Genomic DNA, 23589 nt, shown 5'->3' with positions numbered 1-23589 from the left:
CTATGTTCGCTTGAACATGAATTTGCCTGAAGTCAAATTGAGTTTTGACCTTCAGCCTCATTCTTCGGCTTCGGGATAGCTCCATCCGGTATCCATTCCGTTGTTGGTGGCAAAGTTACAGCGGTATATTTATCTGTAAAACAGTGGATTATATGTAATAAGATGTCATACGGTGACAAGGGTCGTCACCGTCTCCGGATGATGGTGATCATTCGGGAAAATCCCCTTTTATTTGCAGTGCGGACGGTTGCAACCGGCCTTCTGATAGCGGAATAATGGTCATGTTATCCGATGATTCCGGTAACGGTTGGGATGATGGAAGCAATATCGGACGGGACCGTTGACGGATTGTCATGACCAACAGACAGACCGCGGATGGAAGCGATGTCGGAAAGATGCGGTAACAGTAGCATCAAAGGTTATGACACTGGATGATACCGTTAATGGATGCGGATTCGGATGGTTGGAAAGAAACGTCTGCGGATTCACGGATTAGTGGATGACACCGGTATTTATTCAATAACAATTAAAAAGAAAGACTTATGAGTAAAGAAACTTTGTTCGTTGCGATTAGCAACCAGAAAGGAGGGGTCGGGAAATCGGCCCTGTCCGTAGTGCTTGCCAGTTACTTCCATTTCGAGAAGGGACTGAACGTGGCTATCGTTGACTGTGACTCTCCCCAACACAGTCTCGTACGTATGAGGGAGCGTGACAAAAAGGCTGTTTCCAACAGCGCCTATTACCGGCAACTGATCAAACAGCAGTGGAACCAAGTGCAGAAAAAGGCTTATCCCATTGTAGGCTCCACCGCTGAAAAGGCAAGGGAAGCGGCTGATGCGATTGCGGCAAGCGGGGATTATGACCTTATTTTCGTGGATCTTCCCGGAACGGTAGAATCCACCGGGGTATTCCGAACGATTGTCAATATGGACTACGTGCTTACTCCCACCGTTCCGGACCTGATTGTGATGCAGAGTACACTGTCCTTTGCCACGACCGTGCTTGACCATATCAAGAAGATGGAAAATACCCCGTTGCTCAAGGACATCTTCTTTTTCTGGAACAAGTTGAAAAAACGTACCAATGTGGAGATTCTCAAGTCATATTCGGAAGTCATGAGGGAGCTGCATCTGACAGTCCTCGACAGCACGCTTCCTGACCTGTGCCGTTATGAAAAGGAGATTACCCATGCCAAGCGTGCCTTTTTCCGTTGCACGCTGCTGCCGCCTCCGGCCAGACAACTGGAAGGCAGCGGGCTGGTGGAACTTGCGGAAGAGCTTATGGTCAAACTTAAACTCGGACAGTCATGAAAAAGAAAATCGTAGAGGTGGACGAAGATGTACTGAAGGAAATCATTGTCGGCGACATACCTGTTTTCGGCAAGGACAGCCTCGCCCCGAAAGAAAAGCCCGTGGAACATCAGGAAGCGAAAAGCCCCGCCTCAACCGTACCGGCAGATACTCCAGCGGAAAAGCCCTCCGTGGAGAAGCCCAAAAGGAAAAAGGATGAATCCTGCGGATACCGGGAAAGGTTTCTGGTCAATATACCCGCGTCAAACCGTTCCCATGTGTATATCAACCGTGAAGTGGCCGAGTGCATCAAACGGGTACTGCCTGTCATCGCTCCGGAGATGAGCATATCCGGCTTTATCAGCAATATCCTTGTGGACCATCTGCAGAAACACTGGGACGAAATCAACGAATTGTATAACAAAGAGTATTATAAACCATTAAAACCATTTTGATTATGACACAGATTATTTTTCAGGCCATCGTTGCCTGTTGCTGCATTTACACTGCTTACAGATTGTCATTGTTTATTTTCCGTAGGCTGTTCAAGGGCAGGAAAAGAGGAAAGGATGTCCGCGACGTTTCTGGTGAAACGGCAGACATGACAAAAACTGACAACAGGGATGACGATACATCCGAGATTACGTTTGAGATACTGAAAGACATATCTGCTTCCAGGTCTCCGGAAAGCGGTTTCTATAAATCCATCTATCTGGTAAACTATCCTGTTGGAAATCGGATACAAGTCTATATCAACAAGGAAAATCACTCCCATATCAAGCGTTTTCTGGCAGTTACCGCTCCTGAGGTGCCCATTTCCGGTTTTGTAAACAGGATTATAGATGAACATTTGAAGAAGTACGAGCATGAGATGTCAAAGCTGTACACGGAATGTATCACCAAACCTTTATAATTATGACTGCGATAGTTTATTTTACCGTAAAGGCAGTATGTGCTGTCTATATATTGTGCCATTTGTGGACATTTATTTTCCACAGACATATGTACGGAATATGGGACCTCATTTTAAGGCTGATGCGGATTGCCCGTGTCAGAGTGTGGAGATACCGCAGACAACGCAAGGAAGAGGCGGAACGTCGTGCCCGCAGAAAGGCAAGGCGCAGAAAGCCGGAAACGGATAAGTCCAAAGGAAAAACCGAAACGGCTGTTCCGTCCTCTTCTTCGGATGACGATGATGTGATAGGCAAGACAAAGGTCATCTATCTGGAAGACCCGAAAGTTGCAAGGATGACTCCAACCCGTTCCGAGCCGATGGAGAAAATTCCATTGGAGGAAGACGAGGATATCGGTTCTGATGATGTGGAGCAGGAAAACAAAGGACTGACAGAAGAAGAGCGTGAGGAACTGATGGCTCCCGTAGATGCCGAACCCGACCCGGATTTCAACACGGCATTGACAATCGAGGAAATAAACAACGTAGCGGAAGTACTTACTTCCGGGATTGTTGACGAACAGAAAGCCCTGCGTGCCGCAAGAACCATCCATTACAAACTGAGTGAAACGGAGATACTGGCTTTCCTGACCGACAAGCTGAGCAATCTGGAGAAGGTGAACGGTTTGCTTGACAAGTATCTGGGAAACCGGAGGGGTGTATCAGGAAGAAAAGGCAGTAAGGAAGATGAGCCTTTCGATATAGACAAGTATGCGTGATCAGGAAGTTCAAACGTGGCCATCCTGAAACGGTCAGATGAAGGAGATTCTGGTTGAATCTGAAAGAGTGATACATACAGGATAACTTTAGTTTCATACCCCTGCTTTCCCTTTTTAATATTTAGGGGGAAGTGGGGGTATGCGATATGAGACGGTGGATATCCTATTTCCTATCCGGGTACAAAAGGTCGGGACTGACATTGATGAAACGTACGTAATCCTCCGTATGCGCGAAAGACTCGTCATTGATTCGTCCAGCCAGTTCATCGGGTGTCAGACATTCCACATCGTAGAATGTCTCGTCTTCAGGATCATCCAGACTTCTGGCGGGGGATTTCCTCCACATCTCAATGATTTTCTCATCAGAAACGTCTCTGCTGAAAAAACCGCAGTTCCATACAAAAGCGAGTAATCGTGTTTCTCTTTTCCCTGTATGGTCAGGGATTTTAATCTGTTCCTTTGATTTCATAAGAAACTGTTTTGAATTGATTCAAGAATAATGTTACAGTCTCCTTAAAATTTGAAATCAGCAGGCCAATTGGAAAAATGTTATATCTTTAAAGGTACCAAACTATAAAGTTATGACACACTATCCAACCGACCTGACTGAAAAACAGTGGCAAGTTATAAAAAATATTTTAGAACCGCAAGCGAGGAACCGAAAACATTCTCTTAAAGAGATAATGAATGCAATCCTTTATATCAACAAGACCGGCTGCCAGTGGCGTATGCTTCCCTCTGACTTCGCCCCTTGGCAAACCGTCTATTACTATTTCCGTAAATGGAAGCTTGAAGGCGTGTTTGAAGAGGTGATGGATACCTTGCACGCTTTCATCCGTAAACAGGCAGGGCGTCAGGAAAGCCCCAGCCTTGGCATCATGGATTCCAGAAGTGTGAAGACTTCCCATCATGTTGATTCTGACCGCGGTATAGACGGGAACAAGAAAATCAAGGGGCGGAAAGAGCACATAATTGTCGATACGCTTGGTCTTCCGTTAGCCGTCGCAATCCATGAAGCCAACCTGCATGACAGCAAAGGCGCTCCGCAAGTCATAGAGAAACTTGCTTATAAATTCCCGCGCTTGGTGAAAATCCTGGCAGACGGTGGTTATAAGGGAAAGTTGGCTGATTGGGTCAAGAAGAAATTCGGATGGGTATTGGATGTCGTGCTCAGGCCGGACGAATGTCCAACCAAGTTTCAAGTTCTGCCTAAGCGCTGGATTGTGGAACGCTCTTTCTCATGGCTGGAAAACTTCAGAAGGCTAACCATCGATTATGAATTCCTCGCTGAAACTGCGGAAGCCATGGTACAAATCGCATTCATCCAAATCATGCTTAACAAATTTATCGAATGAAATCAAAACAGCTTCTAAGTTCCTATCTTTTAATCTGTCCATTTTATATTCGGTTTATTTGGTTCATGATTGTTTTGCAATGCAGTTATGTCCGTTATCACTTCTCCAGTAAACAGATTGATGACTTCCCGTCCAGTTTCCACGGCCTTTTTCACGGTATGGTATGTACCTCCGTTGCACACGTTGTCCCAATATGCTATTACCATTGAAGCCCTGCTGACCATATAGGTGTCACGGCGCAGGTAACATCCCCTGTAATATTTTTCTGAAAGCATCACTACCCGGTCAGCCTTCTTAAGCAGTTCCCTGTAAAGCAGCTGGTCTTGCGGGTCAAACCATTCGGCTTGGGCTCTGAAAGGGATAGCAGCCGCCAGTGTCATATCCTCATATTGTTCTTTCAGTTGCAGGACAGCTTCAGCCGCTATCATGTCGAACCCTTCTGCCATGCCCGAATAAAATTCTCTGAAACCTTCTTCATAGAGGTTTTTTATCATAGTTATGACCTTTCCCCTGATTTGTCCGCTGAAGTTCCGGTAGTCCTTGTTTTCCTGCATCAGTCTTTGCTTCCGGTGTCCCGTGAATGCCGCTACCTTTTTTTCTTCCTGTTTCATGATGTTCTGTTTTTTGTTCTACATGTGTCCGGTATATGCCGGAGTTTGATTTCTTGCAGGCTTTTCTGTCCCGTGCCTGGATACTGCAAGGCTTGTCGGGAGAAAATACCGCAAGCGCAGCGAGGATGATTTTCTCCCGGGCAACCGGAACGGCCTGCCTTGCAGATTCCGTAAAGGCACGGGCTACCTTTGCCGGAAGAATCAAAGGACGTTTTCCCAGTGTTTTTCCTTTGCCGAAATCCCCCTGCCGATGTAACGTAATGACACCCGATGTCACGCATCGTCAGTGTTGTAAATCAATGGATTAAGCGTTATATATTCGTGGTCGAAATCATTTTTTTGTCTCACCAATTAAAAGTTTCGACACATGAAAAAAAGATTCTTTTTTGCAGCCATGATGCTGCTTGCAACGACAGGGGCTTTCGCCCAGGGTAATGGTATCGGCGGTATCACTGAAGCCACCAACATGGTCACTTCCTATTTCGATCCGGGAACCAAACTGATTTATGCCATCGGAGCCGTGGTCGGCCTTATCGGAGGCGTGAAGGTCTATTCCAAGTTTTCCTCGGGAGATCCCGACACCTCCAAGACGGCAGCCAGCTGGTTCGGTGCCTGCATCTTTTTAATCGTAGCCGCCACCATCTTACGTTCATTCTTCCTCTGATTATGGCGGAGTATCCTATCAACAAGGGAATCGGCCGCAGCCCTGAGTTCAAGGGGCTGAAAAGCCAGTACCTGTTCATCTTCGCCGGCGGACTGCTCGCCCTGTTCGTCCTGTTTGTCATCATGTACATGGCAGGCATCGACCAGTGGGTATGTATCGGCTTCGGTGTCATCTGCGCTTCGGTGCTTGTCTGGGTGACTTTCCGCCTGAACGCGAAATATGGTGAATGGGGACTGATGAAATTGCAGGCGCTGCGCCGCCATCCCCGCTACATCATCAGCCGGAAGGGTTTCCTCCGGTTGATTTGTCCAACCCCGAAAAAACGTAATGTATGAGAAATGTAATGAAAGCCGCCACACTGGAAAGCCGGTTTCCTCTGATGGCCGTCGAGCACGGGTGCATCATCAGCAAGGATGCCGACATCACCGTGGCCTACAGGGTGGAGCTGCCCGAAGTGTTTACGCTGACACGCGCCGAGTACGAGGCCCTCCATTCCACATGGGCGAAGGCTGTCCGGGTTCTGCCGAACTACAGCATTGTCCACAAGCAGGATATCTTCATCGAGGAGAGTTACAGACCTGACATCTGCCGGGATGACCTGAGTTTCCTCAGCCGAAGCTTTGAAAGGCATTTCAACGAACGGCCGTACCTGAACCATACCTGCTATCTGTTCCTGACTAAGACCACTAAGGAACACAGCCGCACGACAAGCAGTTTCAATGCCCTCACGCGCGGGTTTATCATCCCCAAGGAGATGCAGGACAAGGATACCGTTGCACGCTTCCTGGAATGCTGCGGGCAGTTCGAGCGTATCGTGAACGACAGCGGTCTGCTCCGCATGGTCAGGCTGACGGACGAAGAGATTACCGGTACGGAAACCTCCGCGGGCATTATCGAAAAGTATTTTTCGCTTTCGCAGGAAGATACGACCAGCCTGCAGGACATCACTCTCGGAGCCGGGGAAATGAAGGTCGGCGACAATGTGCTCTGTCTGCATACCCTTTCTGAAACTGAGGATTTGCCGTCATCCGTGGGTACGGACAGCCGTTATGAACGGCTCTCCACGGACCGCAGCGACTGCCGCCTGTCCTTTGCCGCACCGATAGGGATACTGCTCACGTGCAACCATATCGTGAACCAGTATCTCTTCATAGACGATTCGGCGGAGAACCTGAGGAAATTCGAGCAGACCGCCCGCAACATGCACTCGCTGTCCCGTTACAGCCGCTCCAACCAGATCAACCGTGAATGGATTGAGGAGTACCTGAACGAGGCGCACAGCAAGGGACTCACTTCCATCCGTGCGCACTGCAATGTCTTTGCATGGAGCGACGACCGGGAGAAGTTGAAGCGTATCAAGAATGATGTGGGCAGCCAGATTGCCCTGATGGAGGCCAAGCCCCGCCATAACACGGTTGATGTGCCGACACTTTTTTGGGCGGCCATTCCCGGCAATGCCGGTGATTTTCCGTCTGAGGAAAGCTTCTACACCTTCATCGAGCAGGCCCTGTGTCTGTTCATCGGGGAAACGTCCTACAAGGATTCGCTCTCGCCGTTCGGCATCCGCATGGTGGACCGTCTGACCGGAAAGCCTGTCCATCTGGACATTTCCGACCTGCCGATGAAGAACGGTACGATTACCAACCGCAACAAGTTCATCCTCGGACCTTCGGGCAGCGGAAAGTCATTTTTCACCAACCACATGGTGCGCCAGTATTACGAACAGGGAGCACATGTGTTGCTGGTGGACACGGGAAATTCCTATCAGGGACTGTGCAGCCTTATCCATGCCCGCACGCATGGCGAGGACGGCATCTATTTCACCTATGAGGAGAGTGACCCGATAGCTTTCAATCCTTTCTACGTGGAGGACGGTGTGTTTGACATCGAAAAGAAGGAGTCCATCAAAACACTTATCCTTACCCTGTGGAAACGTGATGACGAGCCGCCGACACGTGCCGAGGAGGTGGCGCTCTCCAACGCAGTCAATCTCTTTCTGGAGAAGATACGCACGGACAGTACCGTGGTTCCGTCCTTCAACACCTTCTATGAGTTCATCCGCGACGAGTATCAGGAAATCCTGAAGACCAAGCGTACACGGGAGAAGGATTTTGACGTGTGGGGGTTTCTGAATGTGCTGGAACCTTATTACAAGGGTGGCGAATACGACTATCTGTTAAACTCCGAAAAGCAGCTTGATCTGCTGTCCAAACGCTTCATTGTCTTTGAGTTGGACAATATCAAGGACAACAAGGTACTGTTCCCGATTGTCACCATCATCATCATGGAAACCTTCATCAACAAGATGAGAAAGCTGAAAGGTATTCGCAAAATGATTCTGCTGGAGGAGGCATGGCTGTGACATGTAAGTCTTGTATATGATTGTTCAACTTTCATTCCACGAGTTGGAAATAGAACGATTGAACCTGTTGTTCCGTCAACAGTAGCCTATGGGAACGTGCGGTATTAAGCAATGAACCCGTGCGGTAACAGAACCAACAATGAAGCCCTTCCGAAAGGAGAAGTCTGAACCGTGAGGGGATGACAACTGCCGTTAGTATCGAACGACAGGGGAGCTAGGCTGAATGGTATGAATAACGTAATGTGAACCGTTGATAAACGTCGTAACTTCGAATGAGCTGCTAATGATACTGGGCTCTAACCCAAAAGGGATGCAGTCGGATAACCTTCTCCATGCTAAGGTTACACGGACATAACGACTGCCGGCGGATAGACGGATTCTAACCCATTCGTTTGTCATATACGAGAAACATGGTAAACCCGTACTTCTCCTGTTAACAGCAGGTAAGCAGACCGTAAGTGAAGCCGAATGGAGTGCGGGCAGAGGAATGCGGAGAAAGCGAATGCCGTTCTGTAACGGAACGGATAGAGGTTGAAACATCACCTCACACGAAAGTGGGCAGACTTCCGCATGGTGGATGTTTTACAAGAAACTTATAGAACTTATTAAAGGAGAAAAGCAAATGAACGAGATTAAAACATCGTGTGCATCTACTGACCGGAAATGGAGCACTTGGGAAAGCATAGACTGGAACAAGTGTGAGATAGCGGTTAATAAGCTACAAGCACGTATTGTAAAAGCTCAAAAGGCGGGCAAACACGGCAAGGTGAAATCCTTGCAATGGGTGCTAACGCATTCGTTTTACGCTAAAGCTTTAGCCGTAAAGCGTGTTACATCAAACAGTGGCAGTGACACCGCAGGCGTTGACAAGGTGAAATGGTCAACTCCCAATGCCAGATTCAAGGCTATCGGTGAACTGAAAAGAAGAGGCTACAAGCCCCAGCCGTTAAAAAGGGTCAATATCAAAAAGAGTAATGGGAAACTACGTCCTTTAGGTATCCCGACGATGAAAGACAGGGCTATGCAGGCATTATACCTGCTTGCGTTGGAACCTGTATCGGAAACAACTGCGGACAGTAATTCCTACGGTTACCGTAAAGAGAGAAGTACTGGAGATGCAAGGGAACAATGTTTTTGTGTCCTTGCAAAGAAAACTTCTCCCGAATGGATTATGGAGGGTGACATCAAAGGTTGTTTCGACCACATCAGCCACGAATGGCTGCTGAACAATATCCCTATGGATAAAGTGATGCTGCGGAAATGGCTCAAATGCGGTTTTGTCTTCAACAAGGAGCTATTCCCCACGGAAGAGGGTACCCCACAGGGCGGTATCATTTCACCAACTCTTGCGAATATGACACTGGACGGGCTGCAAACTATGCTTGCAGAGAAGTATCACAAGAAATTTGTAAACAGGAAAACGACCTACTATCCCAAAGTACATCTTGTACGCTATGCGGATGATTTTATCATCACGGGTAGAAGCAAGGAAGCTTTGGAAGAAATCAAACCGTTAGTAGTAGACTTTCTCAAGGAAAGGGGATTAACCCTATCGGAAGAGAAAACAAAGATTACACACATTGATGACGGATTTGATTTTCTTGGGTACAATATCCGAAAATACAAAGGAGTGCTTCTAATCAAACCGTCCAAAAAGAGCCTGAAGAAATTCATGCAGAAAATCCGGGGAATCATTGATTCCAATAAAGGAAGCAAACAGGAATCACTTATAAGGCTCTTGAATCCTGTGATAACAGGCTGGGTAAACTACTATAAGAATTGTGTGGCTTCTGACACATTCAGAAAAGCTGACTACCTGATATTTGAAAAGTTATGGCAATGGGCTAAGAGACGACACCCCAAGAAAGGCAAATACTGGATTGCCGACCGGTACTTTACACGGGTAAAAAACCGCAACTGGTGCTTCGTGGCAAACTTCAAGAAAGGCAAGACTGATGACAGGATTGCACTGAAAAGGCTGTATGACACAAAGATTACCCGATATGTCAAGATAAAAGGTGAAGCAAATCCCTTTGACCCCGAATGGACAGAGTATTTTGAAAAGCGTAAGACTTACAAGATGCTACAGTCGCTCAACGGTAGAAAATCATTGCTGTACATGTGGGAAAGACAGAACCATTTATGTCCCGTATGTGGTAAACCCATAGACAAGGAACATCCTTGGGGAACTTCCCAACAAATAGTCAATGGCAAGAAAGTAAATTTCCTGCTGCATGACAGCTGTAGAAGAAAAGTCATTCAAACTAATAAGATGTAACTATGAGCTGGTTTCTATTAAATAGAAATTTAACACTGCTTGAGCCGTATGATTGGAAACTTTCATGTACGGTTCTGAGGGGGGAAAGGGGCAGTAATGCCCCTGACCTACCCGGCAAAGCCATCAGCAAGGAAGGTATGGCGGAATATCTGAAGTACCTTTTCAAGACCGTCCGAAAGTTTTTCGGAGAGGCTGTTGTCGTTACCCAGGAGGTGGAAGACATCATTTCGTCACCCATCGTCAAGGGAACCATCATCAACAACAGCGACTGCAAGATTTTGTTGGACCAGAGGAAGTATGTCAACAAGTTCGATGAAATCCAGTCCCTGCTGGGTCTGACCGACAAGGAACGTGCCCAGATTCTCTCCATCAACATGGCCAACAGCCCGTCCCGCAAGTACAAGGAAGTGTGGATAGGTCTCGGCGGAACACAGTCGGCGGTCTATGCCACCGAGGTCTCACCGGAAGAGTACTACACCTATACGACCGAGGAGACGGAAAAGCTTGAAATGATGCGGCTTACCCGGAAGCTGGGTGGCAATATCGAGCTGGCAATCAAGCAGCTGGCCGAGAGCAAGAGGAAAAAGTGAAATCATTTATCAACCAATTAAACTTCTGAATTTATGTATAGCGATCTGGAATCTAATGAAAGCAAACGCCGTGAGGTCGTGTCATCCTTCTACTGGTCCCTGATGCAGGGCTGGAATATTCCTCTTTCCATACAGGAGTATTACGGACTCACGGAGGATTACCGTCTGTTCCATCAGCTTGAAGGGATGGCTCCTGACGAATACCTGCGGAAGAGGCAGACGGGGGAAGTACCCGACATTCTGGAGGTGGATGCAAGACTGACACATGCGGTGGAGAAGATTTTTGAAAGTGTGTGTCCCCGTCCTCCGGCTGAATACCTCGACAAGTTGAACGGGGAACTGGAGAGGCTGGGCAGTATTGCCGCCTCGCCGGGTTCCGTACATGACCCGATACATATCCGCCCGGATTTTCTCGTGAAATACGGCATTGACAGGAGCAGTCCGGAGGATGTGATACGGAAACAGGCGGAGAAGGCTTACCGGGAACTGGACGCCCGATTTGTCAGGATGACCGGCAGACGTCCCTATGCGGACGAGTTCTTCAGGAATATCAGGCCTGCCCGCACGGTCTCTTCGGAAACAACACTGCGGAGGAAACCGCACATCACTGTCCGTCCGAAGCCGAAAGGCCGCAAGATGGGACTCTGAACTAACGGAAAAGATTTATCAACCATTAAAGATTAACGACATGAAGAAAAGAATTATGACAGCCTTATGCTGTATCTGCCTCCTTTCGGCAGGCAGGGCACACGCCCAATGGGTAGTGACCGACCCCGGGAATCTTGCCCAGGGCATCATCAATGCCGCCAAGAACATCGTCCATACGTCCTCGACGGCAAGCAACATGGTCAAGAATTTCCAAGAAACGGTAAAGATTTACCAGCAGGGCAAGGAGTATTATGACGGTCTTAGGAAAGTCAAGAATCTGGTACGCGATGCCCGCAAGGTACAGCAGACCATCCTGATGGTCGGCGACATCACGGAAATCTATGTGACCAGTTATGAGCGTATGCTCAGTGACCCTTATTTCACCCCTGAGGAACTGAGTGCCATCGCCCTCGGCTACACGAAGCTGCTGGAGGAGAGTGCCAATCTGCTGACGGACCTGAAGACGGTGGTCAACGAGAACGGCCTTTCGATGAACGACAAGGAACGTATGGACATCATCGACCGCTGTTATACCGACATGCTGCAATACCGTAGTCTGGTGCAGTACTATACCAACAAGAACATCGGCGTGTCGTACCTGCGTGCCAAGAAACAGAATGATCTTGACCGTGTGATGGCTCTGTACGGTTCACCCAACGAACGCTACTGGTAATTTCAAGGAGGATTGCTTATGGTATTGTTGGCTGTGAATTTTGACAATCTGCACCAGATCCTGCAAAGTCTGTATACGGACATGATGCCGCTCTGTTCGCAGATGACCGGCGTGGCCAAGGGCCTTGCCGGATTGGGAGCCCTCTTTTATGTGGCGTATCGTGTCTGGCAGTCACTGGCCAGGGCCGAACCTATTGACGTGTTCCCTTTGCTGCGTCCGTTTGCTCTGGGTATCTGCATCATGTTTTTTCCGACCATCGTGCTGGGTACGCTCAACAGCATTTTGTCACCCGTCGTGACCGGAACGCACAGGATTCTGGAGACGCAGACCTTTGACATGAATGAGTATCGGCAGCAGAAGGACAAGCTGGAGATTGAGGCGATGCGGAGGAATCCCGAGACGGCCTACCTGGTGGACAAGGAGGCTTTTGACAACAAACTGGATGAACTGGGAGCTCTGGACGCTATCGAGGCTTGCGGTATGTATGTGGACCGTGCCATGTACAACATGAAGAAGTCCGTGCAGAATTTTTTCCGTGAGCTGCTGGAACTGATGTTCAATGCGGCCGCGCTTGTAGTGGACACGCTAAGGACATTCTTCCTGATTGTCCTTTCCATTCTCGGACCGATTTCCTTTGCCATTTCGTGCTGGGACGGCTTTCAGGCCTCGCTGAGCCAATGGTTTGTCCGCTATATCAGCATCTATCTGTGGCTGCCCGTCTCTGATCTTTTCAGCAGCGTGCTGGCACGCATACAGACCCTGATGCTTCAGAGGGACATCGAGCAGCTGTCCGACCCCAACTTCATTCCGGACAGTTCCAATGCCGTGTACATCACGTTCCTGATTATCGGCATCATCGGGTATTTCACGATTCCGACCGTGGCCAACTGGATTGTTCAAGCCGGTGGAGGTGCAGGAAATTACGGCAAGAACGTGAATCAGGCTGCTTCCAAGACAGGCTCCATTGTGGGCGGTGCCGCAGGTGCTACTGTAGGAAATGTGGCCGGAAGACTAATCAAGTAACAATCATAAAACGAATAAGAATGGAATTCAAATCATTGAAAAATATCGAGACCAGCTTCCGGCATCTGCGCCTGTTCGGAATAGTCTATCTGGGTGTCTGCACCCTGCTTGTGGGCTATTCCGTGTGGAAGGCATACAGTTTTGCCGAAGCCCAGCGCCAGAAGATCTATGTGCTGGATGAGGGGAAGTCGCTCATGCTCGCCCTCTCGCAGGACCTGGAGCAGAACCGTCCCGTAGAGGCAAGGGAACATGTCAGACGTTTCCATGAGCTGTTCTTCACGCTGGCCCCTGACAAGAGTGCCATCGAGGGGAACGTGCAGCGTGCCATGTTCCTGAGTGACCGTTCCGCCTATTCCCATTACGGGGATCTGGCCGAACAGGGTTATTACAATAGAATAATTTCGGGCAATGTCAGCCAGCGTATCGAGATAGACAGCGTGAAATGCGACTTCAACACCTATCCGTATGATGTCATGACATACGCACGCCTTTTCATCATCCGTGAGAAGAGCGTGACGGAACGCAGCCTTGTCACGCATGGCAGGTTGCGGAATTCCACCCGCAGTGACAACAATCCGCACGGGTTCATCCTGGAAGGGTTCCATGTACTGGAGAACAGGGATATCAGAATGTATGACAGATAAAACAATGTATGTATGAGAAAAATGTATGTAAAGTTCAAGGAATGTATCGGGGGCAGGCTGCGCGGCCTTTGTGACAGACTCACACCCCGTCAGAGGGCAATCGCCATCATCGTGATGGTTTCCCTTTTCGCGCTGGTGAATTTCTACATGATTTTCCGTGCGATTTATGACATCGGACGGGAGGATGCCCGGCAGGACATCATCAGGATAACCCCGCTTGAGGTTCCCGACTTTGTGCCTGCGGATACCCTCTCCGATATGAAAGTCCGTGAGATGGAAGAGTTTTTTAACCAGTTCAACAAGTAAGATTATGAGTACAGATGCAGAAAAATTGAAACAGAAGCAGAAAATCAGGAAATATCTGGTTTTCACAGGCATGTTCCTGCTGTTCCTCGGGTGCATGTGGTTAATTTTCGCCCCGTCCGAAAAAGACAGGCAGGAGGCGGAAAGGAAGACGGGCTTCAATGCCGAACTTCCCGATCCGAAAGGTACGGGTATAGAGGCGGACAAGATGGCTGCCTATGAGCAGGCAGACATGATTCGCCGGCAGGAGGAGAAGAAGCGTACGCTGGCCGACTTCTCCGCCCTGACCGATGGACACAGACAGGATAATGTCCCGGAAACAGAACCGGCGCAGGACATTGCAAGTGAAAATGAAAGCCGTGCGTACCATTCAGGAGGAAACGGCAGGACGGGAGCCTTCGCCTCTTCAGCCTCGGCTTACAACGACATCAACGCCACTCTCGGTAGTTTTTACGAGAGTCCTGAGGAAGACCCGGAAAAGGAAGCCCTGAAAGCAGAGGTGGAACAGCTCAGACAGGCTGCCGCAGCGCAGACGGCCGGACCGAGCTACGAGGAACAGGTGGCTCTGCTGGAGAAGTCCTATGAACTTGCCGCCAAATATATGCCTTCGGGCGGCAGCACGGGAACAGCGGACAGTCAGGAGACGGAAAGTCCCTCAAGGGAGAGGAAGGCGAAAGCCGTTCCCGTCGGGCTGGTGTCCTCTCCGGTCGTGTCGTCCCTTCCTCAGCCTCTTACCGATTCGGTACAGTTCGCGAGACTGCTTTCCGGTGCTGATATCGGCTTCCATACGGCTGTGGGCAGTGCCGGGACACAGATGGCGAGGAATACCATACGGGCCTGCGTGCATGGCGACCAGACCATTATCAGCGGACAAAGCGTGCGTCTCAGGCTGCTGGAGGCCATGCGTGTGGGAAGATATGTGCTTCCCCGCAATACCCTGCTGACCGGTGAGGGACGTATCCAGGGCGAGCGGCTTGGCATTGAAATCCTGCAGGTCGAATATGACGGCAATGTCATTCCCGTGGAACTGACCGTGCTGGACAGTGACGGACAGGACGGGATATTCATTCCCGGTTCGACGGAAGCGAATGCGGTAAGGGAAGTGGCCGCCAACATGGGACAGAATCTCGGCACGACCATCTCCATCACCAACCAGTCGGCAGGTGACCAGCTTCTCTCCGAGCTTGGACGAGGGGCCATACAAGGCGTGTCGCAGTACATCTCCAAAAAGATGCGCGAGGAGAAGGTACACCTCAAATCAGGCTACGGACTGATGCTTTATCAGAACAACAATCAATAACCCATTAAAACAGTAAAGACATGAAAAAGATTCTTTTGATGCTTGCCCTCGCAGGCGGCGTTGCAAGTGCACATGCACAGTCGGCTGATACCACGGCCGTAAATGATTTGACCCTGAAGGCGGATATCTATCCGCAGCAGGAGGACGGCGACCTCTATCACGGGCTGTCCAGAAAGCTCACCTTTGATCGGATGATTCCGCCTTACGGTCTGGAAGTGACGTATGACAAGACGACCCATATCATCTTTCCCTCGGCTGTCCGTTACGTGGATCTCGGTTCTCCGAATCTGATTGCGGGCAAGGCGGACGGTTCAGAGAATGTAATCAGGGTAAAGGCTACCAGAAAGAACTTCCGTGAGGAGACCAACATGTCGGTGATTACCGAAAGCGGAAGTTTCTACACCTTCAATGTGAAGTATGCCGATGAGCCTCTGCTGCTCAACATCGAGATGGCCGATTTTGTTCATGACGGCAGCGAGGTGAACCGCCCGAACAATGCCCTTGACATCTACCTGAAGGAACTCGGCAGCGAGTCGCCCAAGCTGGTACACCTTATATCCAAGGCCATCCACAAGGATAACAGACGTCATATCAAGCATATCGGGAGCAAGGCGTTCGGCATCCAGTACCTGCTGCGCGGACTCTATACCCATAACGGGCTGCTTTATTTCCATACCCAGGTGAAGAACACGTCGAACGTGCCTTATGAGGTGGATTTCGTGACGTTCAAGATCGTAGACAAGAAGGTACTCAAGCGCACGGCCATCCAAGAGCAGGTGATATTTCCACTGCGTGCCTACAACTATGCCACGGCTGTCGCCGGAAAGAAGGATGAGCGTACTGTCTTTGTCTTTGACAAGTTCACCATTCCCGCCGACAAGATGCTGGTGGTGGAGATGCACGAGAAGAGCGGAGGCCGTCATCAGACCTTCACCGTGGAGAGTGAGGACATCGTGAGAGCGAGGGTGATCAATGAACTTAAAGTGAAATGACCATGAAGAAGTATCTGTTTCTTTTTGCCGTATGCGTATCGCTTGCCCTGTCATCGGGGCAGGCATACGCCCAGCGTTACCTTCCCGGAATGAAGGGTGTGGAACTCAGGGGAGGCTTTGCCGGAAACCTGAAATCACCGGTTGACTGGTACACGGGCTTTGCCGTGTCGGGATATACGAAAAGGGCCAACCATTGGGTGGCTGGCGTGGAATATCTGCTGAAGAACTACGGCTATCGCGGGACCTTCGTTCCACGGGCCCAGTTTACTGCCGAGGGCGGCTATTACCTAAAGTTCCTGTCCGACCCGGCGAAGATATTCTTCCTTTCTGTCGGCGGTTCTGCCCTGGTGGGATATGAGACGTTGAACTGGGGAGAAAAGGTTCTGTATGACGGTTCCATGCTTTCCTACCGTGATGCATTTGTCTATGGCGGAGCCCTGACGCTGGAGCTGGAAAGCTATGTGACTGACCGTATCGTGCTGCTTGCCCATGTGCGCGAACGTGCGCTATGGGGCAGTTCTCTGGGAAAATTCACGACACAGTTCGGGCTTGGAGTCCGTTTCATCTTCAATTAGACGCCTATGGATATAGAGATGATCAGAGGCATTCCCATTGAGGAATTCCTGTCCCGTCTGGGACAGGAGCCGGTCAGACGGCACGGCGACGAATGCTGGTATCTCTCCCCGTGCCGTGAGGAAAGGACACCTTCGTTCCATGTGAACACCCGTAAGGGCGTATGGCATGACTTCGGCACCGGGCATGGAGGCGACATCTTCACCCTTGCGGGGGAACTTTCAGGAAGCGACGGCTTCATGGCGCAGGCGAGGTTCATCGCCGGAGTATATGGAGGAACAGTCCCCGAATATGCCGGACAGAAAAGAGAAAAGGAAAGTGTCAGGACAGAAAAGCGCAAGGAGCCCTCCCGCTTCGAGGAGGTGGTTTGCGGTCCCTTGCGCTGTAATGCCCTGCTCGGCTATCTGAAGGGACGCGGCATACCTGCGGAAATTGCCCGTGCAGAGTGCGAGGAAGTACGGTTCCGGCTGTACGGCAAGCGGTATTTCGCCGTCGGCTTCAGGAACATGGGCGGAGGCTATGAGCTGCGGACCAGGTTCATGAAATGGTGCCTGCCGCCCAAGGACATCTCCGTCATCCGCAACGGCTCGCTTACCTGCAACCTTTTTGAGGGCTTTATCGACTTTCTTTCATGGAAGGTACTCGGCATCAGCCGCGGTGAGGATTATCTGGTCCTCAATTCGGTGGCCCTGCTTGAACGTTCGTTCCCTTTTCTGGACAATTACGGGAGGATCCGGTGCTACCTGGACAATGACGATGCCGGAAAAAGGACACTGTCCGTCCTTCGGAAACGCTACGGTGACAGGATTGACGACTGTTCCGACCTGTATGCCGGATGCAAGGACCTGAACGAATATCTGGAAAGCAATTTTCCGCCTGAACAGTAATTTTTTATAAACCGTTAAAACAAGAAATGAATATGAAACCGATTATGAACAAGAAAGGGCTGTTTGCCCTTGTATGCGCCCTGATGGGCATGACCTTCAGTATATTAACCTCGTGCAGCGATGACCTTGATGTGCAGCAGTCCTATCCCTTTACTGTGGAGACGATGCCTGTACCCAAGCGTATCGTGAAAGGCGAGACCGTGGAAATACGCTGTGAACTGAAACGGGAAGGACGGTTCTCCGACGCCCGCTATACCATCCGCTATTTCCAGCCGGACGGCGAAGGCAAACTGCGCATGGATGACGGGATGGTGCTGCTGCCCAACGACCGTTATCCTCTGGACAGGGAGGTGTTCCGTCTTTATTACACCTCAGAGTGTGAAGACCAGCAGAGTATCGACATCTATTTTGAGGATAACAGCGAGCCGGCACAGCTTTTCCAACTGACCTTTGATTTCAACAACGAGACGGAGGACGAGGATACCGTGGTTACTTCCGGCGGCAAGGAACTGCCTGTCGTCATCGTATCACAATGAACCTGACCTGCCTATGGGAATAAAAGCAAATTTGTTTGCGGCGTTTTTCGCCATCATCTGCTTCGGGAGCATACCGTTGCGGGCGGAGAATCCGGTAAAGGAAAAACAGGACAGGTTCAGCCTTGCGGTTGAGTGCATTAAGCGGTTCGAGGGCTGGCATGGAGAAAAAAGACACTGGCCTTATGTCGGGTACGGGCATAAGGTCCTTCCCGGGGAAAGGCTGACCAATGACATTACAAAAGAACAGGGGGATTCAATCCTGAGAGCGGATTTACGCAAGCTGTGCCGTATGTTCAGTTATCTGGGACGTGATTCATTGATTGCCGCTGTTTTGAGCTATAATGTGGGGGCATACCGTCTGAAAGGTTACGGCAAGATGCCCAAAAGCAAATTGTTGAAGAAGCTGGAGGCCGGAGACCGGAATATCTATAAGGAGTATGTTTCTTTCCGGTGTTACAAAGGCAAGGTAGTGCCGAGCATTGAACGGAGAAGGAAGGTGGAATATATGCTGCTCTTCGAAGAGTAAAAAAACGAGGAAGAATCTTTCAGTCTTTTGACTGTCAGTTTCTTCCTCGTCTGTTGTTCTACTTTCCGGTTATCGTTTCCGCCATAGGGTTCTGCCGGTGCATTTCCCAGTTCATGATTGCCGATTTTTTGCTTGAATTTGCATAGCAGTATTCGCAGAGATAAGGGCAGGTATTGTATTCCCCAATATCCTTGGCTGCCATACATCCGCATGAGGCACGTTGTCCCGGATCCTTTTTGTGATTGCTGACGAAGTATTTGTTGCCAGGTAGAAGCACAGCACCGTAAGGAAGGTCATTCATGTCGAAAAAGGCTGGAGACGGCATTTCCTGTATGGTGACTCCCAATGCAGACATCAGTTCCTTGTCTTTCCATGCCAGACGTGCTATCAGGTCACCGTCGATGCAGCGGTTACGGGATATCCTGTATTTGCCAAAATCCAGATTTTCGCCGCAGGTAGCCAGCTCCAGATTCCATCCTCTGTTACGGTTCAGTACCGTCAGTTTTCCGGCAAGTTCCTCCATTTTTTCTTTATTCCATTCATGATACGGGATTCCGCTGTCTGTCATGTTGGCCTTGACCTTTCTGTACGAGTCTATGTCTGCAAAACTGAAAACCAGCTTTTCCGTACAATTGTGTATCTCCGTTCCTACACGTTCGATCTTTTCAATCAGAGTATCCACGGATATGTTGTCTGTGAGTATCAGCGGATCGAACCGCCATATTACGGCTTCTTTACCCAATATCTCAGAAAGGGTCCTGAATGTTTCAATACGTTCTGTCAGCGGAGGAACACCGGTTTCCAGTCCGTCTTCCTCATAATCATTCAAAGTGAACTGGATATAGCAACCGATACCTCTTTCTTTCAGGATCGGCAGATAAGGAAGAAGAGGTTTGGGATTTTTCGACCAGAACACTATGAATCTTGTATTCCGGTAAGAGATATAGCTCTTTTTTCCGTTGAACGGGTTGTTCCACACGGAATAGCCGGTTTCGAGCCGATGGAAGAACCAGTCCGCATAAAATGCCGGGATGTCCGTGCTGCGGCTTGCCGATATGATGTCGGGAGCCGGGACTTCCATCTTTCGGCCGTCTATGATGATATTTGCTTTTTTCCAAGTCATATTGTTAAAATTATATAGTAAAGACAGGCGTCGGTTATGAACGCCTGTCCGGGTTGTTGATATGTCATTGGTTTGCTTGCGGCAAAAATAATATGAATATTTCATTCTGTAGCCGTTCAGCTTACCAGAACCGCATCCTGTATTTCCACCTCTGCTGGAAGACGGGAAAGCAGGAGTTCCGCCATTGCCCCATTCTGTGGAATCAGTGCCGGGAAATCCGTTCTGCCCGGCTTATATATCTCAGTCGCTACGTTATACAAGTCCCAAGCGGTGATTTGTCCCTTTTCGCGGACCAGTTTCAGCACCTCTTCCGTGAAGATGGAAATCTGGCTCTGGTTCAGCGGGTAGGTTTCCACGGAGGATGACAGGTTCCTGTCCGAACTGTCATGGGAGACGCGCAATGCTGTCAGCAGCCCGATATACATATACACTTCCTCCAGGGAGACAATTCTGCGTTTCAGCCGCTGAATCCTTGCGATGTCCTCGTTCATGTTCACCTCGAAGTTTGCCAGCCAACCGTCCACCGTTTCGAATACCCCTTCCGTTGTCACCTTGTTTTTTCCGTAATTGCAGATGCTCCTTTCCGGTGATAGGATACACTGGTTATGGCATATCTTCACGCACGGGCCTATGGCTGCCTGTATGCCGTCCTGATGGTAGGCGACGACCAGCGTAGTCGTCAGCTCGTCCGTTTCCCAGTCCTTGATCCGGATGGTCGCGAAGATGCGTCGGAGGATGTGCGCTTCCACTGCTTTTTCACCAAGTGTCTGTTCCACCTGCGGGAGAATGCTTACTCCCGGCTGTGTCTTGTTCCTGTTCTGTGCCGCGAAGATTTCTTCCACCTCGTAATCGAGGTTGTACTTCTCGCAGATGTCCATCATACGCTGCAGGACCTGGTAGTGATAGATGCCCTGGACAGGCTTGCCGTAGATGTCATTTTCTTTGTAGGTACGCTGGAGAGTCTCGAAGTTCATTACTTCGATTCCGTTGTTCTGAAAATCAAACTGCTGTTGTTTTTCCAATACTGCCATTGCTTCCATAATCTTGAATTTTATAAAGTTAATACTATGATTGTCTATCTTTTTTCAGGTATGTATCTGCCATCCGTGGAACGGTTCAAGTGTCACGGCAAAAGACCGGTCCGGTATTCCGTGATAGAGCAGACCGCCTACGATGCCGATGCTTCCGTCGGGATAGCGTTGCGTGAAGCCGAACGAGTACGGTGCATGGTCATAATAGAGCGAGATTTCGCTTGGATGGTCTGGATTCTCCTCCCATTTTTTCAGTCTATCCAGACAGTTCTGGAGTGATGTGTCACCGATGGATTCGGCGTAACGCTTTACATTCTGGAAATGTTCTTCATTCAGGATTTTCATGAGTCATTGTATTTTATCTGTTAAACACGTCCGGCTCCGGGAGCCGGTATTTTTTATTTTTCGCCTGCCTGACTGTCCCGTGGCCGTACCCGCAAGGTTTGGCGAAAGAAAATACCGCAGCCACCGGCGAGGATGATTTTCTTTCAGCCAACCCCATAGGGGCCTGACCTTGTCCGGGTACGTTGGACACGGGACTATCTTTGCAGGGAGGAAAATAAAATATACAGGTTGTGTGTCGTTGTATTTTCTTGCAGGTATGTCGGTGAGAAACCCATTGATTTGTTCGTCTTTGACAAAGGAATGGTGTACTTTTGCAAATCCTAATTTGAAAAATCATGGAAGATTATATAAAGAAAGCTGCGGATGCTTTCCTTGTGGAGCGTCCGTATGGTATGCGCGTGGATTACAGTAAGCGGGGATACGTGCTGTTCAACCGTAATCTCAATGTGTTGGGCAATGGGGAACATGCCCGCCTGGAGGAACTGCCTCTGGAGGAGTTTGATGTGGACGAGATTCCCTTGGAAGGAGAAATCATAAAGGAACATGCGGGTTTTACCGATGTGTTTTTCTATTCGGATTGTACCAATCCCTATGCAGGGTATGTGCTGGATCTGAAGAAGCTCAAGGTCTATAACCAGTTTATATATCCCTTGGCGATGGTACTGAACAGAAAGCTGTAAAATTCAGATAATAGCGGTAACAGTTGCATAGGAGAGCTGTTACCGCTTTGGATCTTATTTTCTGATTTCATTTCCGGCAAGAAATGCAAGATAGTCTGCCACAGCCTTATGGCACCCGGTAAAGTCGGGAGTACGGCGGCCTTTGTATTTTCGGAAACTGACGGTTCCGTTCCTGTCGATTGCTGTCACATGCCTGTTGAATGTCCCTTTGGTTCTGATATGGATGTCAAAGCCGTCCCTTCCGGTAATTTCAAGAAACATTTCTGCCGTTATTTTCTCACCGTCCAGGAATTTCCGCTTGTTCTCGTCAAGCAACTGTTGCCATCGGGTTTCTTTCTCCTTTCTTTCCAGTTCTTCTTTTCTTTTCCGTTCCAGTCGCTTTTCTTCCTGCTTTTTTGCATATTCCTCACGGGCCTGTACCAAAGGGGTGGAGTCAAGACCGAGTGCATTGAATACATGGACAGACAAGAGGGGAATGATTTTTCCATCCTCTACATCCTTCAGGGTGTTTTCAATCCAGTTCTTGCAATAGGTCGCCGCTTCTTCCCGGTACCCCTCCTTGTCAAGTATTCTGCGTGAATACTGTCCACAGGAAAAATGGACATCACCTATCTTGCAGATTATATGGAAACTGTCTTCACTTTCGTTTCCGTATTCGTTTTTTCTTGCCAGCGAGATGAATACATTCTCCGCATACGGCTCAAGTTCCATGTATGGGGCAACGATGGTGTTGCCGTCAAACTTGTATTTCAATACTTTTGCTTTCATGTTTCTATTCTGTTTTTCTGTCGGTAGATATTTCATCTATTATCTCATTCTCTTTTCTCTCACCTTTGAGGAAGGCAAGCAGCCGCCCGAAAAAGAACGGGGCTTGGTCTGTCCCCAGCTGTGAGCTTTCCCCGTTCCGGGTGGCGCATATTGCAAACCGTCCCAGTCCGAGACTGTCCTGTGGAGGTAGGATATGGAATGACAGGTTTCCCGTACCGTTGATATGAAGCCCGCCACGGTAGGTGTAGAATGTCTTTGCGGTTCTTCTGTCCGTATCAATGTCCACCCGGCTGTAGCCTGTTTTTTCCAGGTGCTCAATTATTTCCCGGACGGATATTTCCATGTCTGTACAACAGTTCGTCCAGTCCATGTTTGCCAGCACCGCCTCATAACGGTCATAAACCGTGTTGAACTGCTTCTGATATTCTTCAAGAAAATTTCCTTCGTCATCGCACATATCTTCAAGCGCAATGCCGCTTCTTTTCACGAGGGCGATATCCGCCAGTCCGCATACCGTTTCGATAAGCAGCGACCGTTCCATATCCCCGTTTTTCCCTATCCCGAATATTTTCATCCGGCAATACCGGAACATGGCAACCCGTGTCGACATGTCAAGGTCTTTCCATACATTGATATTTTCCTGTACATATAGCTTTTTTCTGATTTCTTCCGGCAACGAGTACCACCATTTGTTCAAATTTTCCGTATCCATAAATT

The 23589-nt window shown here is 49.3% G+C and carries 27 protein-coding genes and 2 pseudogenes; 22 read left to right on the top strand and 7 right to left on the bottom strand.

Annotated features, from left to right (window positions below):
• Positions 1-542: 542 nt before the first annotated feature.
• The 4 genes from BQ5591_RS10340 to BQ5591_RS10325 all read left to right on the top strand — a co-directional run bounded on the left by BQ5591_RS10340 (position 543) and on the right by BQ5591_RS10325 (position 2960).
• Positions 543-1310: a ParA family protein gene (locus tag BQ5591_RS10340; protein WP_071149229.1), complete on the top strand. Its 768-nt coding sequence runs from the start codon at positions 543-545 to the stop codon at positions 1308-1310.
• The gene (locus tag BQ5591_RS10335; protein ID WP_071149228.1) at positions 1307-1744 is read left to right on the top strand and encodes a DUF3408 domain-containing protein; all 438 of its coding nucleotides are present in this window, start codon (positions 1307-1309) and stop codon (positions 1742-1744) included. The genes BQ5591_RS10340 and BQ5591_RS10335 overlap by 4 nt, the downstream gene beginning before the upstream one ends.
• 2 nt (positions 1745-1746) lie before the next feature.
• The gene (locus BQ5591_RS10330; protein ID WP_071149227.1) at positions 1747-2202 is read left to right on the top strand and encodes a DUF3408 domain-containing protein; all 456 of its coding nucleotides are present in this window, start codon (positions 1747-1749) and stop codon (positions 2200-2202) included.
• 89 nt (positions 2203-2291) lie between these two features.
• On the top strand, positions 2292-2960 hold the full coding sequence (locus BQ5591_RS10325) for a DUF4122 family protein (RefSeq protein WP_235817066.1): 669 nt from the start codon (positions 2292-2294) through the stop codon (positions 2958-2960).
• A gap of 163 nt (positions 2961-3123) precedes the next feature.
• On the opposite strand, the gene BQ5591_RS10320 is transcribed toward BQ5591_RS10325, so the two are convergent.
• Positions 3124-3429 (bottom strand): hypothetical protein, encoded by a 306-nt coding sequence (locus BQ5591_RS10320; protein ID WP_071149226.1) that lies wholly within the window; start codon positions 3427-3429, stop codon positions 3124-3126.
• A 112-nt stretch (positions 3430-3541) separates the two neighbouring features.
• Here BQ5591_RS10320 and BQ5591_RS10315 point away from each other — a divergent pair, with 112 nt between their 5' ends.
• Complete coding sequence (locus tag BQ5591_RS10315; RefSeq protein WP_071148388.1) at positions 3542-4315, top strand: IS5 family transposase; 774 nt, start codon at positions 3542-3544, stop codon at positions 4313-4315.
• A gap of 29 nt (positions 4316-4344) precedes the next feature.
• Here the strand turns inward: BQ5591_RS10315 and BQ5591_RS10310 are convergent, their stop codons facing one another.
• Positions 4345-4926, bottom strand: a complete 582-nt coding sequence (locus BQ5591_RS10310) for an SLOG family protein (RefSeq protein WP_071149225.1) — start codon at positions 4924-4926, stop codon at positions 4345-4347.
• A 367-nt stretch (positions 4927-5293) separates the two neighbouring features.
• On the opposite strand from BQ5591_RS10310, the gene BQ5591_RS10305 reads away from it, so the two are divergent.
• The 16 genes and pseudogenes from BQ5591_RS10305 (at position 5294) to BQ5591_RS10230 (ending at position 18925) form a co-directional block, all read left to right on the top strand.
• Positions 5294-5590, top strand: a complete 297-nt coding sequence (locus BQ5591_RS10305; RefSeq protein WP_005801791.1) for a DUF4134 domain-containing protein — start codon at positions 5294-5296, stop codon at positions 5588-5590.
• A 2-nt stretch (positions 5591-5592) separates the two neighbouring features.
• On the top strand, positions 5593-5925 hold the full coding sequence (locus BQ5591_RS10300; RefSeq protein ID WP_005801790.1) for a DUF4133 domain-containing protein: 333 nt from the start codon (positions 5593-5595) through the stop codon (positions 5923-5925).
• A pseudogene (locus tag BQ5591_RS10295) lies at positions 5922-7946 on the top strand (TraG family conjugative transposon ATPase); the annotation flags it as partial. The gene BQ5591_RS10300 and the pseudogene BQ5591_RS10295, both read left to right, overlap by 4 nt.
• A 628-nt stretch (positions 7947-8574) precedes the next feature.
• Positions 8575-10230 carry a group II intron reverse transcriptase/maturase gene (gene ltrA / locus BQ5591_RS10290; protein WP_071149379.1) on the top strand — a complete coding sequence of 552 codons (1656 nt, stop codon included), beginning with the start codon at positions 8575-8577 and terminating at the stop codon, positions 10228-10230.
• Between the two features lie 116 nt (positions 10231-10346).
• Positions 10347-10820: pseudogene (locus BQ5591_RS10285) on the top strand (TraG family conjugative transposon ATPase); the annotation flags it as partial.
• Between the two features lie 33 nt (positions 10821-10853).
• Positions 10854-11468: a hypothetical protein gene (locus BQ5591_RS10280; RefSeq protein WP_071149223.1), complete on the top strand. Its 615-nt coding sequence runs from the start codon at positions 10854-10856 to the stop codon at positions 11466-11468.
• Positions 11469-11508: 40 nt separating this feature from the next.
• Positions 11509-12141 (top strand): DUF4141 domain-containing protein, encoded by a 633-nt coding sequence (locus tag BQ5591_RS10275; protein WP_071149222.1) that lies wholly within the window; start codon positions 11509-11511, stop codon positions 12139-12141.
• An 18-nt stretch (positions 12142-12159) separates the two neighbouring features.
• Positions 12160-13164, top strand: a complete 1005-nt coding sequence (traJ, locus tag BQ5591_RS10270) for a conjugative transposon protein TraJ (RefSeq protein WP_032944415.1) — start codon at positions 12160-12162, stop codon at positions 13162-13164.
• 20 nt (positions 13165-13184) lie between these two features.
• A complete protein-coding gene (traK, locus tag BQ5591_RS10265; protein ID WP_029426967.1) occupies positions 13185-13808 on the top strand; it encodes a conjugative transposon protein TraK in 624 nt (207 codons plus the stop codon).
• A 12-nt stretch (positions 13809-13820) separates the two neighbouring features.
• Entirely contained in the window at positions 13821-14114 is a 294-nt protein-coding gene (locus tag BQ5591_RS10260; protein ID WP_071149221.1) for a TraL conjugative transposon family protein, read from the top strand.
• Positions 14115-14118: 4 nt separating this feature from the next.
• A complete protein-coding gene (traM, locus tag BQ5591_RS10255; RefSeq protein ID WP_071149220.1) occupies positions 14119-15411 on the top strand; it encodes a conjugative transposon protein TraM in 1293 nt (430 codons plus the stop codon).
• 20 nt (positions 15412-15431) lie between these two features.
• Positions 15432-16403, top strand: a complete 972-nt coding sequence (gene traN, locus BQ5591_RS10250; protein ID WP_032944397.1) for a conjugative transposon protein TraN — start codon at positions 15432-15434, stop codon at positions 16401-16403.
• Between the two features lie 2 nt (positions 16404-16405).
• Complete coding sequence (locus BQ5591_RS10245) at positions 16406-16978, top strand: conjugal transfer protein TraO (protein WP_071149422.1); 573 nt, start codon at positions 16406-16408, stop codon at positions 16976-16978.
• Between the two features lie 6 nt (positions 16979-16984).
• A complete protein-coding gene (locus tag BQ5591_RS10240) occupies positions 16985-17863 on the top strand; it encodes a toprim domain-containing protein (RefSeq protein WP_071149219.1) in 879 nt (292 codons plus the stop codon).
• A gap of 32 nt (positions 17864-17895) precedes the next feature.
• A complete protein-coding gene (locus BQ5591_RS10235) occupies positions 17896-18399 on the top strand; it encodes a DUF3872 domain-containing protein (RefSeq protein WP_005801773.1) in 504 nt (167 codons plus the stop codon).
• A 13-nt stretch (positions 18400-18412) separates the two neighbouring features.
• Entirely contained in the window at positions 18413-18925 is a 513-nt protein-coding gene (locus BQ5591_RS10230; RefSeq protein ID WP_071149218.1) for a glycoside hydrolase family protein, read from the top strand.
• A gap of 58 nt (positions 18926-18983) precedes the next feature.
• Here the strand turns inward: BQ5591_RS10230 and BQ5591_RS10225 are convergent, their stop codons facing one another.
• The 3 genes from BQ5591_RS10225 to BQ5591_RS10215 all read right to left on the bottom strand — a co-directional run bounded on the left by BQ5591_RS10225 (position 18984) and on the right by BQ5591_RS10215 (position 21424).
• Positions 18984-20048, bottom strand: coding sequence for a DUF1848 domain-containing protein (locus tag BQ5591_RS10225; RefSeq protein ID WP_071149217.1), 1065 nt, complete (start codon positions 20046-20048; stop codon positions 18984-18986).
• A 116-nt stretch (positions 20049-20164) separates the two neighbouring features.
• Positions 20165-21088 carry a DUF932 domain-containing protein gene (locus BQ5591_RS10220; protein WP_071149216.1) on the bottom strand — a complete coding sequence of 308 codons (924 nt, stop codon included), beginning with the start codon at positions 21086-21088 and terminating at the stop codon, positions 20165-20167.
• Positions 21089-21133: 45 nt separating this feature from the next.
• Entirely contained in the window at positions 21134-21424 is a 291-nt protein-coding gene (locus BQ5591_RS10215; protein WP_071149215.1) for a DUF4120 family protein, read from the bottom strand.
• A gap of 335 nt (positions 21425-21759) precedes the next feature.
• Between BQ5591_RS10215 and BQ5591_RS10210 the strand changes: the two genes are divergently transcribed.
• Complete coding sequence (locus BQ5591_RS10210; protein ID WP_071149214.1) at positions 21760-22104, top strand: hypothetical protein; 345 nt, start codon at positions 21760-21762, stop codon at positions 22102-22104.
• 54 nt (positions 22105-22158) lie between these two features.
• Here the strand turns inward: BQ5591_RS10210 and BQ5591_RS10205 are convergent, their stop codons facing one another.
• Both BQ5591_RS10205 and BQ5591_RS21595 read right to left on the bottom strand, forming a co-directional pair.
• A complete protein-coding gene (locus BQ5591_RS10205; RefSeq protein ID WP_071149213.1) occupies positions 22159-22872 on the bottom strand; it encodes a hypothetical protein in 714 nt (237 codons plus the stop codon).
• 4 nt (positions 22873-22876) lie between these two features.
• Entirely contained in the window at positions 22877-23584 is a 708-nt protein-coding gene (locus BQ5591_RS21595; protein ID WP_071149212.1) for a hypothetical protein, read from the bottom strand.
• Between the last annotated feature and the right edge of the window lie 5 nt (positions 23585-23589).

The sequence above is a fragment of the Bacteroides ndongoniae genome (genome assembly GCF_900108345.1).
Lineage (GTDB): Bacteria > Bacteroidota > Bacteroidia > Bacteroidales > Bacteroidaceae > Bacteroides > Bacteroides ndongoniae.
The sequence above is the reverse complement of the archived record's forward strand: the minus strand, read 5'-3'. Positions and strand labels throughout refer to the sequence as shown.

Excerpts from the sequence above, each read along its gene's own strand:
- traJ (WP_032944415.1), top strand. The coding sequence starts at position 12,160 with ATGGTATTGTTGGCTGTGAATTTTGACAATCTGCACCAGATCCTGCAA.
- BQ5591_RS10340 (WP_071149229.1), top strand. The coding sequence starts at position 543 with ATGAGTAAAGAAACTTTGTTCGTTGCGATTAGCAACCAGAAAGGAGGG.
- BQ5591_RS10215 (WP_071149215.1), bottom strand. The coding sequence starts at position 21,424 with ATGAAAATCCTGAATGAAGAACATTTCCAGAATGTAAAGCGTTACGCC.
- BQ5591_RS10230 (WP_071149218.1), top strand. The coding sequence starts at position 18,413 with ATGGGAATAAAAGCAAATTTGTTTGCGGCGTTTTTCGCCATCATCTGC.
- BQ5591_RS10305 (WP_005801791.1), top strand. The coding sequence starts at position 5,294 with ATGAAAAAAAGATTCTTTTTTGCAGCCATGATGCTGCTTGCAACGACA.
- ltrA (WP_071149379.1), top strand. The coding sequence starts at position 8,575 with ATGAACGAGATTAAAACATCGTGTGCATCTACTGACCGGAAATGGAGC.
- BQ5591_RS10310 (WP_071149225.1), bottom strand. The coding sequence starts at position 4,926 with ATGAAACAGGAAGAAAAAAAGGTAGCGGCATTCACGGGACACCGGAAG.
- BQ5591_RS10260 (WP_071149221.1), top strand. The coding sequence starts at position 13,821 with ATGAGAAAAATGTATGTAAAGTTCAAGGAATGTATCGGGGGCAGGCTG.
- BQ5591_RS21595 (WP_071149212.1), bottom strand. The coding sequence starts at position 23,584 with ATGGATACGGAAAATTTGAACAAATGGTGGTACTCGTTGCCGGAAGAA.
- BQ5591_RS10320 (WP_071149226.1), bottom strand. The coding sequence starts at position 3,429 with ATGAAATCAAAGGAACAGATTAAAATCCCTGACCATACAGGGAAAAGA.
- traM (WP_071149220.1), top strand. The coding sequence starts at position 14,119 with ATGAGTACAGATGCAGAAAAATTGAAACAGAAGCAGAAAATCAGGAAA.
- traK (WP_029426967.1), top strand. The coding sequence starts at position 13,185 with ATGGAATTCAAATCATTGAAAAATATCGAGACCAGCTTCCGGCATCTG.
- BQ5591_RS10280 (WP_071149223.1), top strand. The coding sequence starts at position 10,854 with ATGTATAGCGATCTGGAATCTAATGAAAGCAAACGCCGTGAGGTCGTG.
- BQ5591_RS10300 (WP_005801790.1), top strand. The coding sequence starts at position 5,593 with ATGGCGGAGTATCCTATCAACAAGGGAATCGGCCGCAGCCCTGAGTTC.
- BQ5591_RS10245 (WP_071149422.1), top strand. The coding sequence starts at position 16,406 with ATGAAGAAGTATCTGTTTCTTTTTGCCGTATGCGTATCGCTTGCCCTG.
- BQ5591_RS10325 (WP_235817066.1), top strand. The coding sequence starts at position 2,292 with ATGTACGGAATATGGGACCTCATTTTAAGGCTGATGCGGATTGCCCGT.
- traN (WP_032944397.1), top strand. The coding sequence starts at position 15,432 with ATGAAAAAGATTCTTTTGATGCTTGCCCTCGCAGGCGGCGTTGCAAGT.
- BQ5591_RS10335 (WP_071149228.1), top strand. The coding sequence starts at position 1,307 with ATGAAAAAGAAAATCGTAGAGGTGGACGAAGATGTACTGAAGGAAATC.
- BQ5591_RS10205 (WP_071149213.1), bottom strand. The coding sequence starts at position 22,872 with ATGAAAGCAAAAGTATTGAAATACAAGTTTGACGGCAACACCATCGTT.
- BQ5591_RS10220 (WP_071149216.1), bottom strand. The coding sequence starts at position 21,088 with ATGGAAGCAATGGCAGTATTGGAAAAACAACAGCAGTTTGATTTTCAG.
- BQ5591_RS10330 (WP_071149227.1), top strand. The coding sequence starts at position 1,747 with ATGACACAGATTATTTTTCAGGCCATCGTTGCCTGTTGCTGCATTTAC.
- BQ5591_RS10210 (WP_071149214.1), top strand. The coding sequence starts at position 21,760 with ATGGAAGATTATATAAAGAAAGCTGCGGATGCTTTCCTTGTGGAGCGT.
- BQ5591_RS10275 (WP_071149222.1), top strand. The coding sequence starts at position 11,509 with ATGAAGAAAAGAATTATGACAGCCTTATGCTGTATCTGCCTCCTTTCG.
- BQ5591_RS10225 (WP_071149217.1), bottom strand. The coding sequence starts at position 20,048 with ATGACTTGGAAAAAAGCAAATATCATCATAGACGGCCGAAAGATGGAA.
- BQ5591_RS10235 (WP_005801773.1), top strand. The coding sequence starts at position 17,896 with ATGAAACCGATTATGAACAAGAAAGGGCTGTTTGCCCTTGTATGCGCC.
- BQ5591_RS10315 (WP_071148388.1), top strand. The coding sequence starts at position 3,542 with ATGACACACTATCCAACCGACCTGACTGAAAAACAGTGGCAAGTTATA.
- BQ5591_RS10240 (WP_071149219.1), top strand. The coding sequence starts at position 16,985 with ATGGATATAGAGATGATCAGAGGCATTCCCATTGAGGAATTCCTGTCC.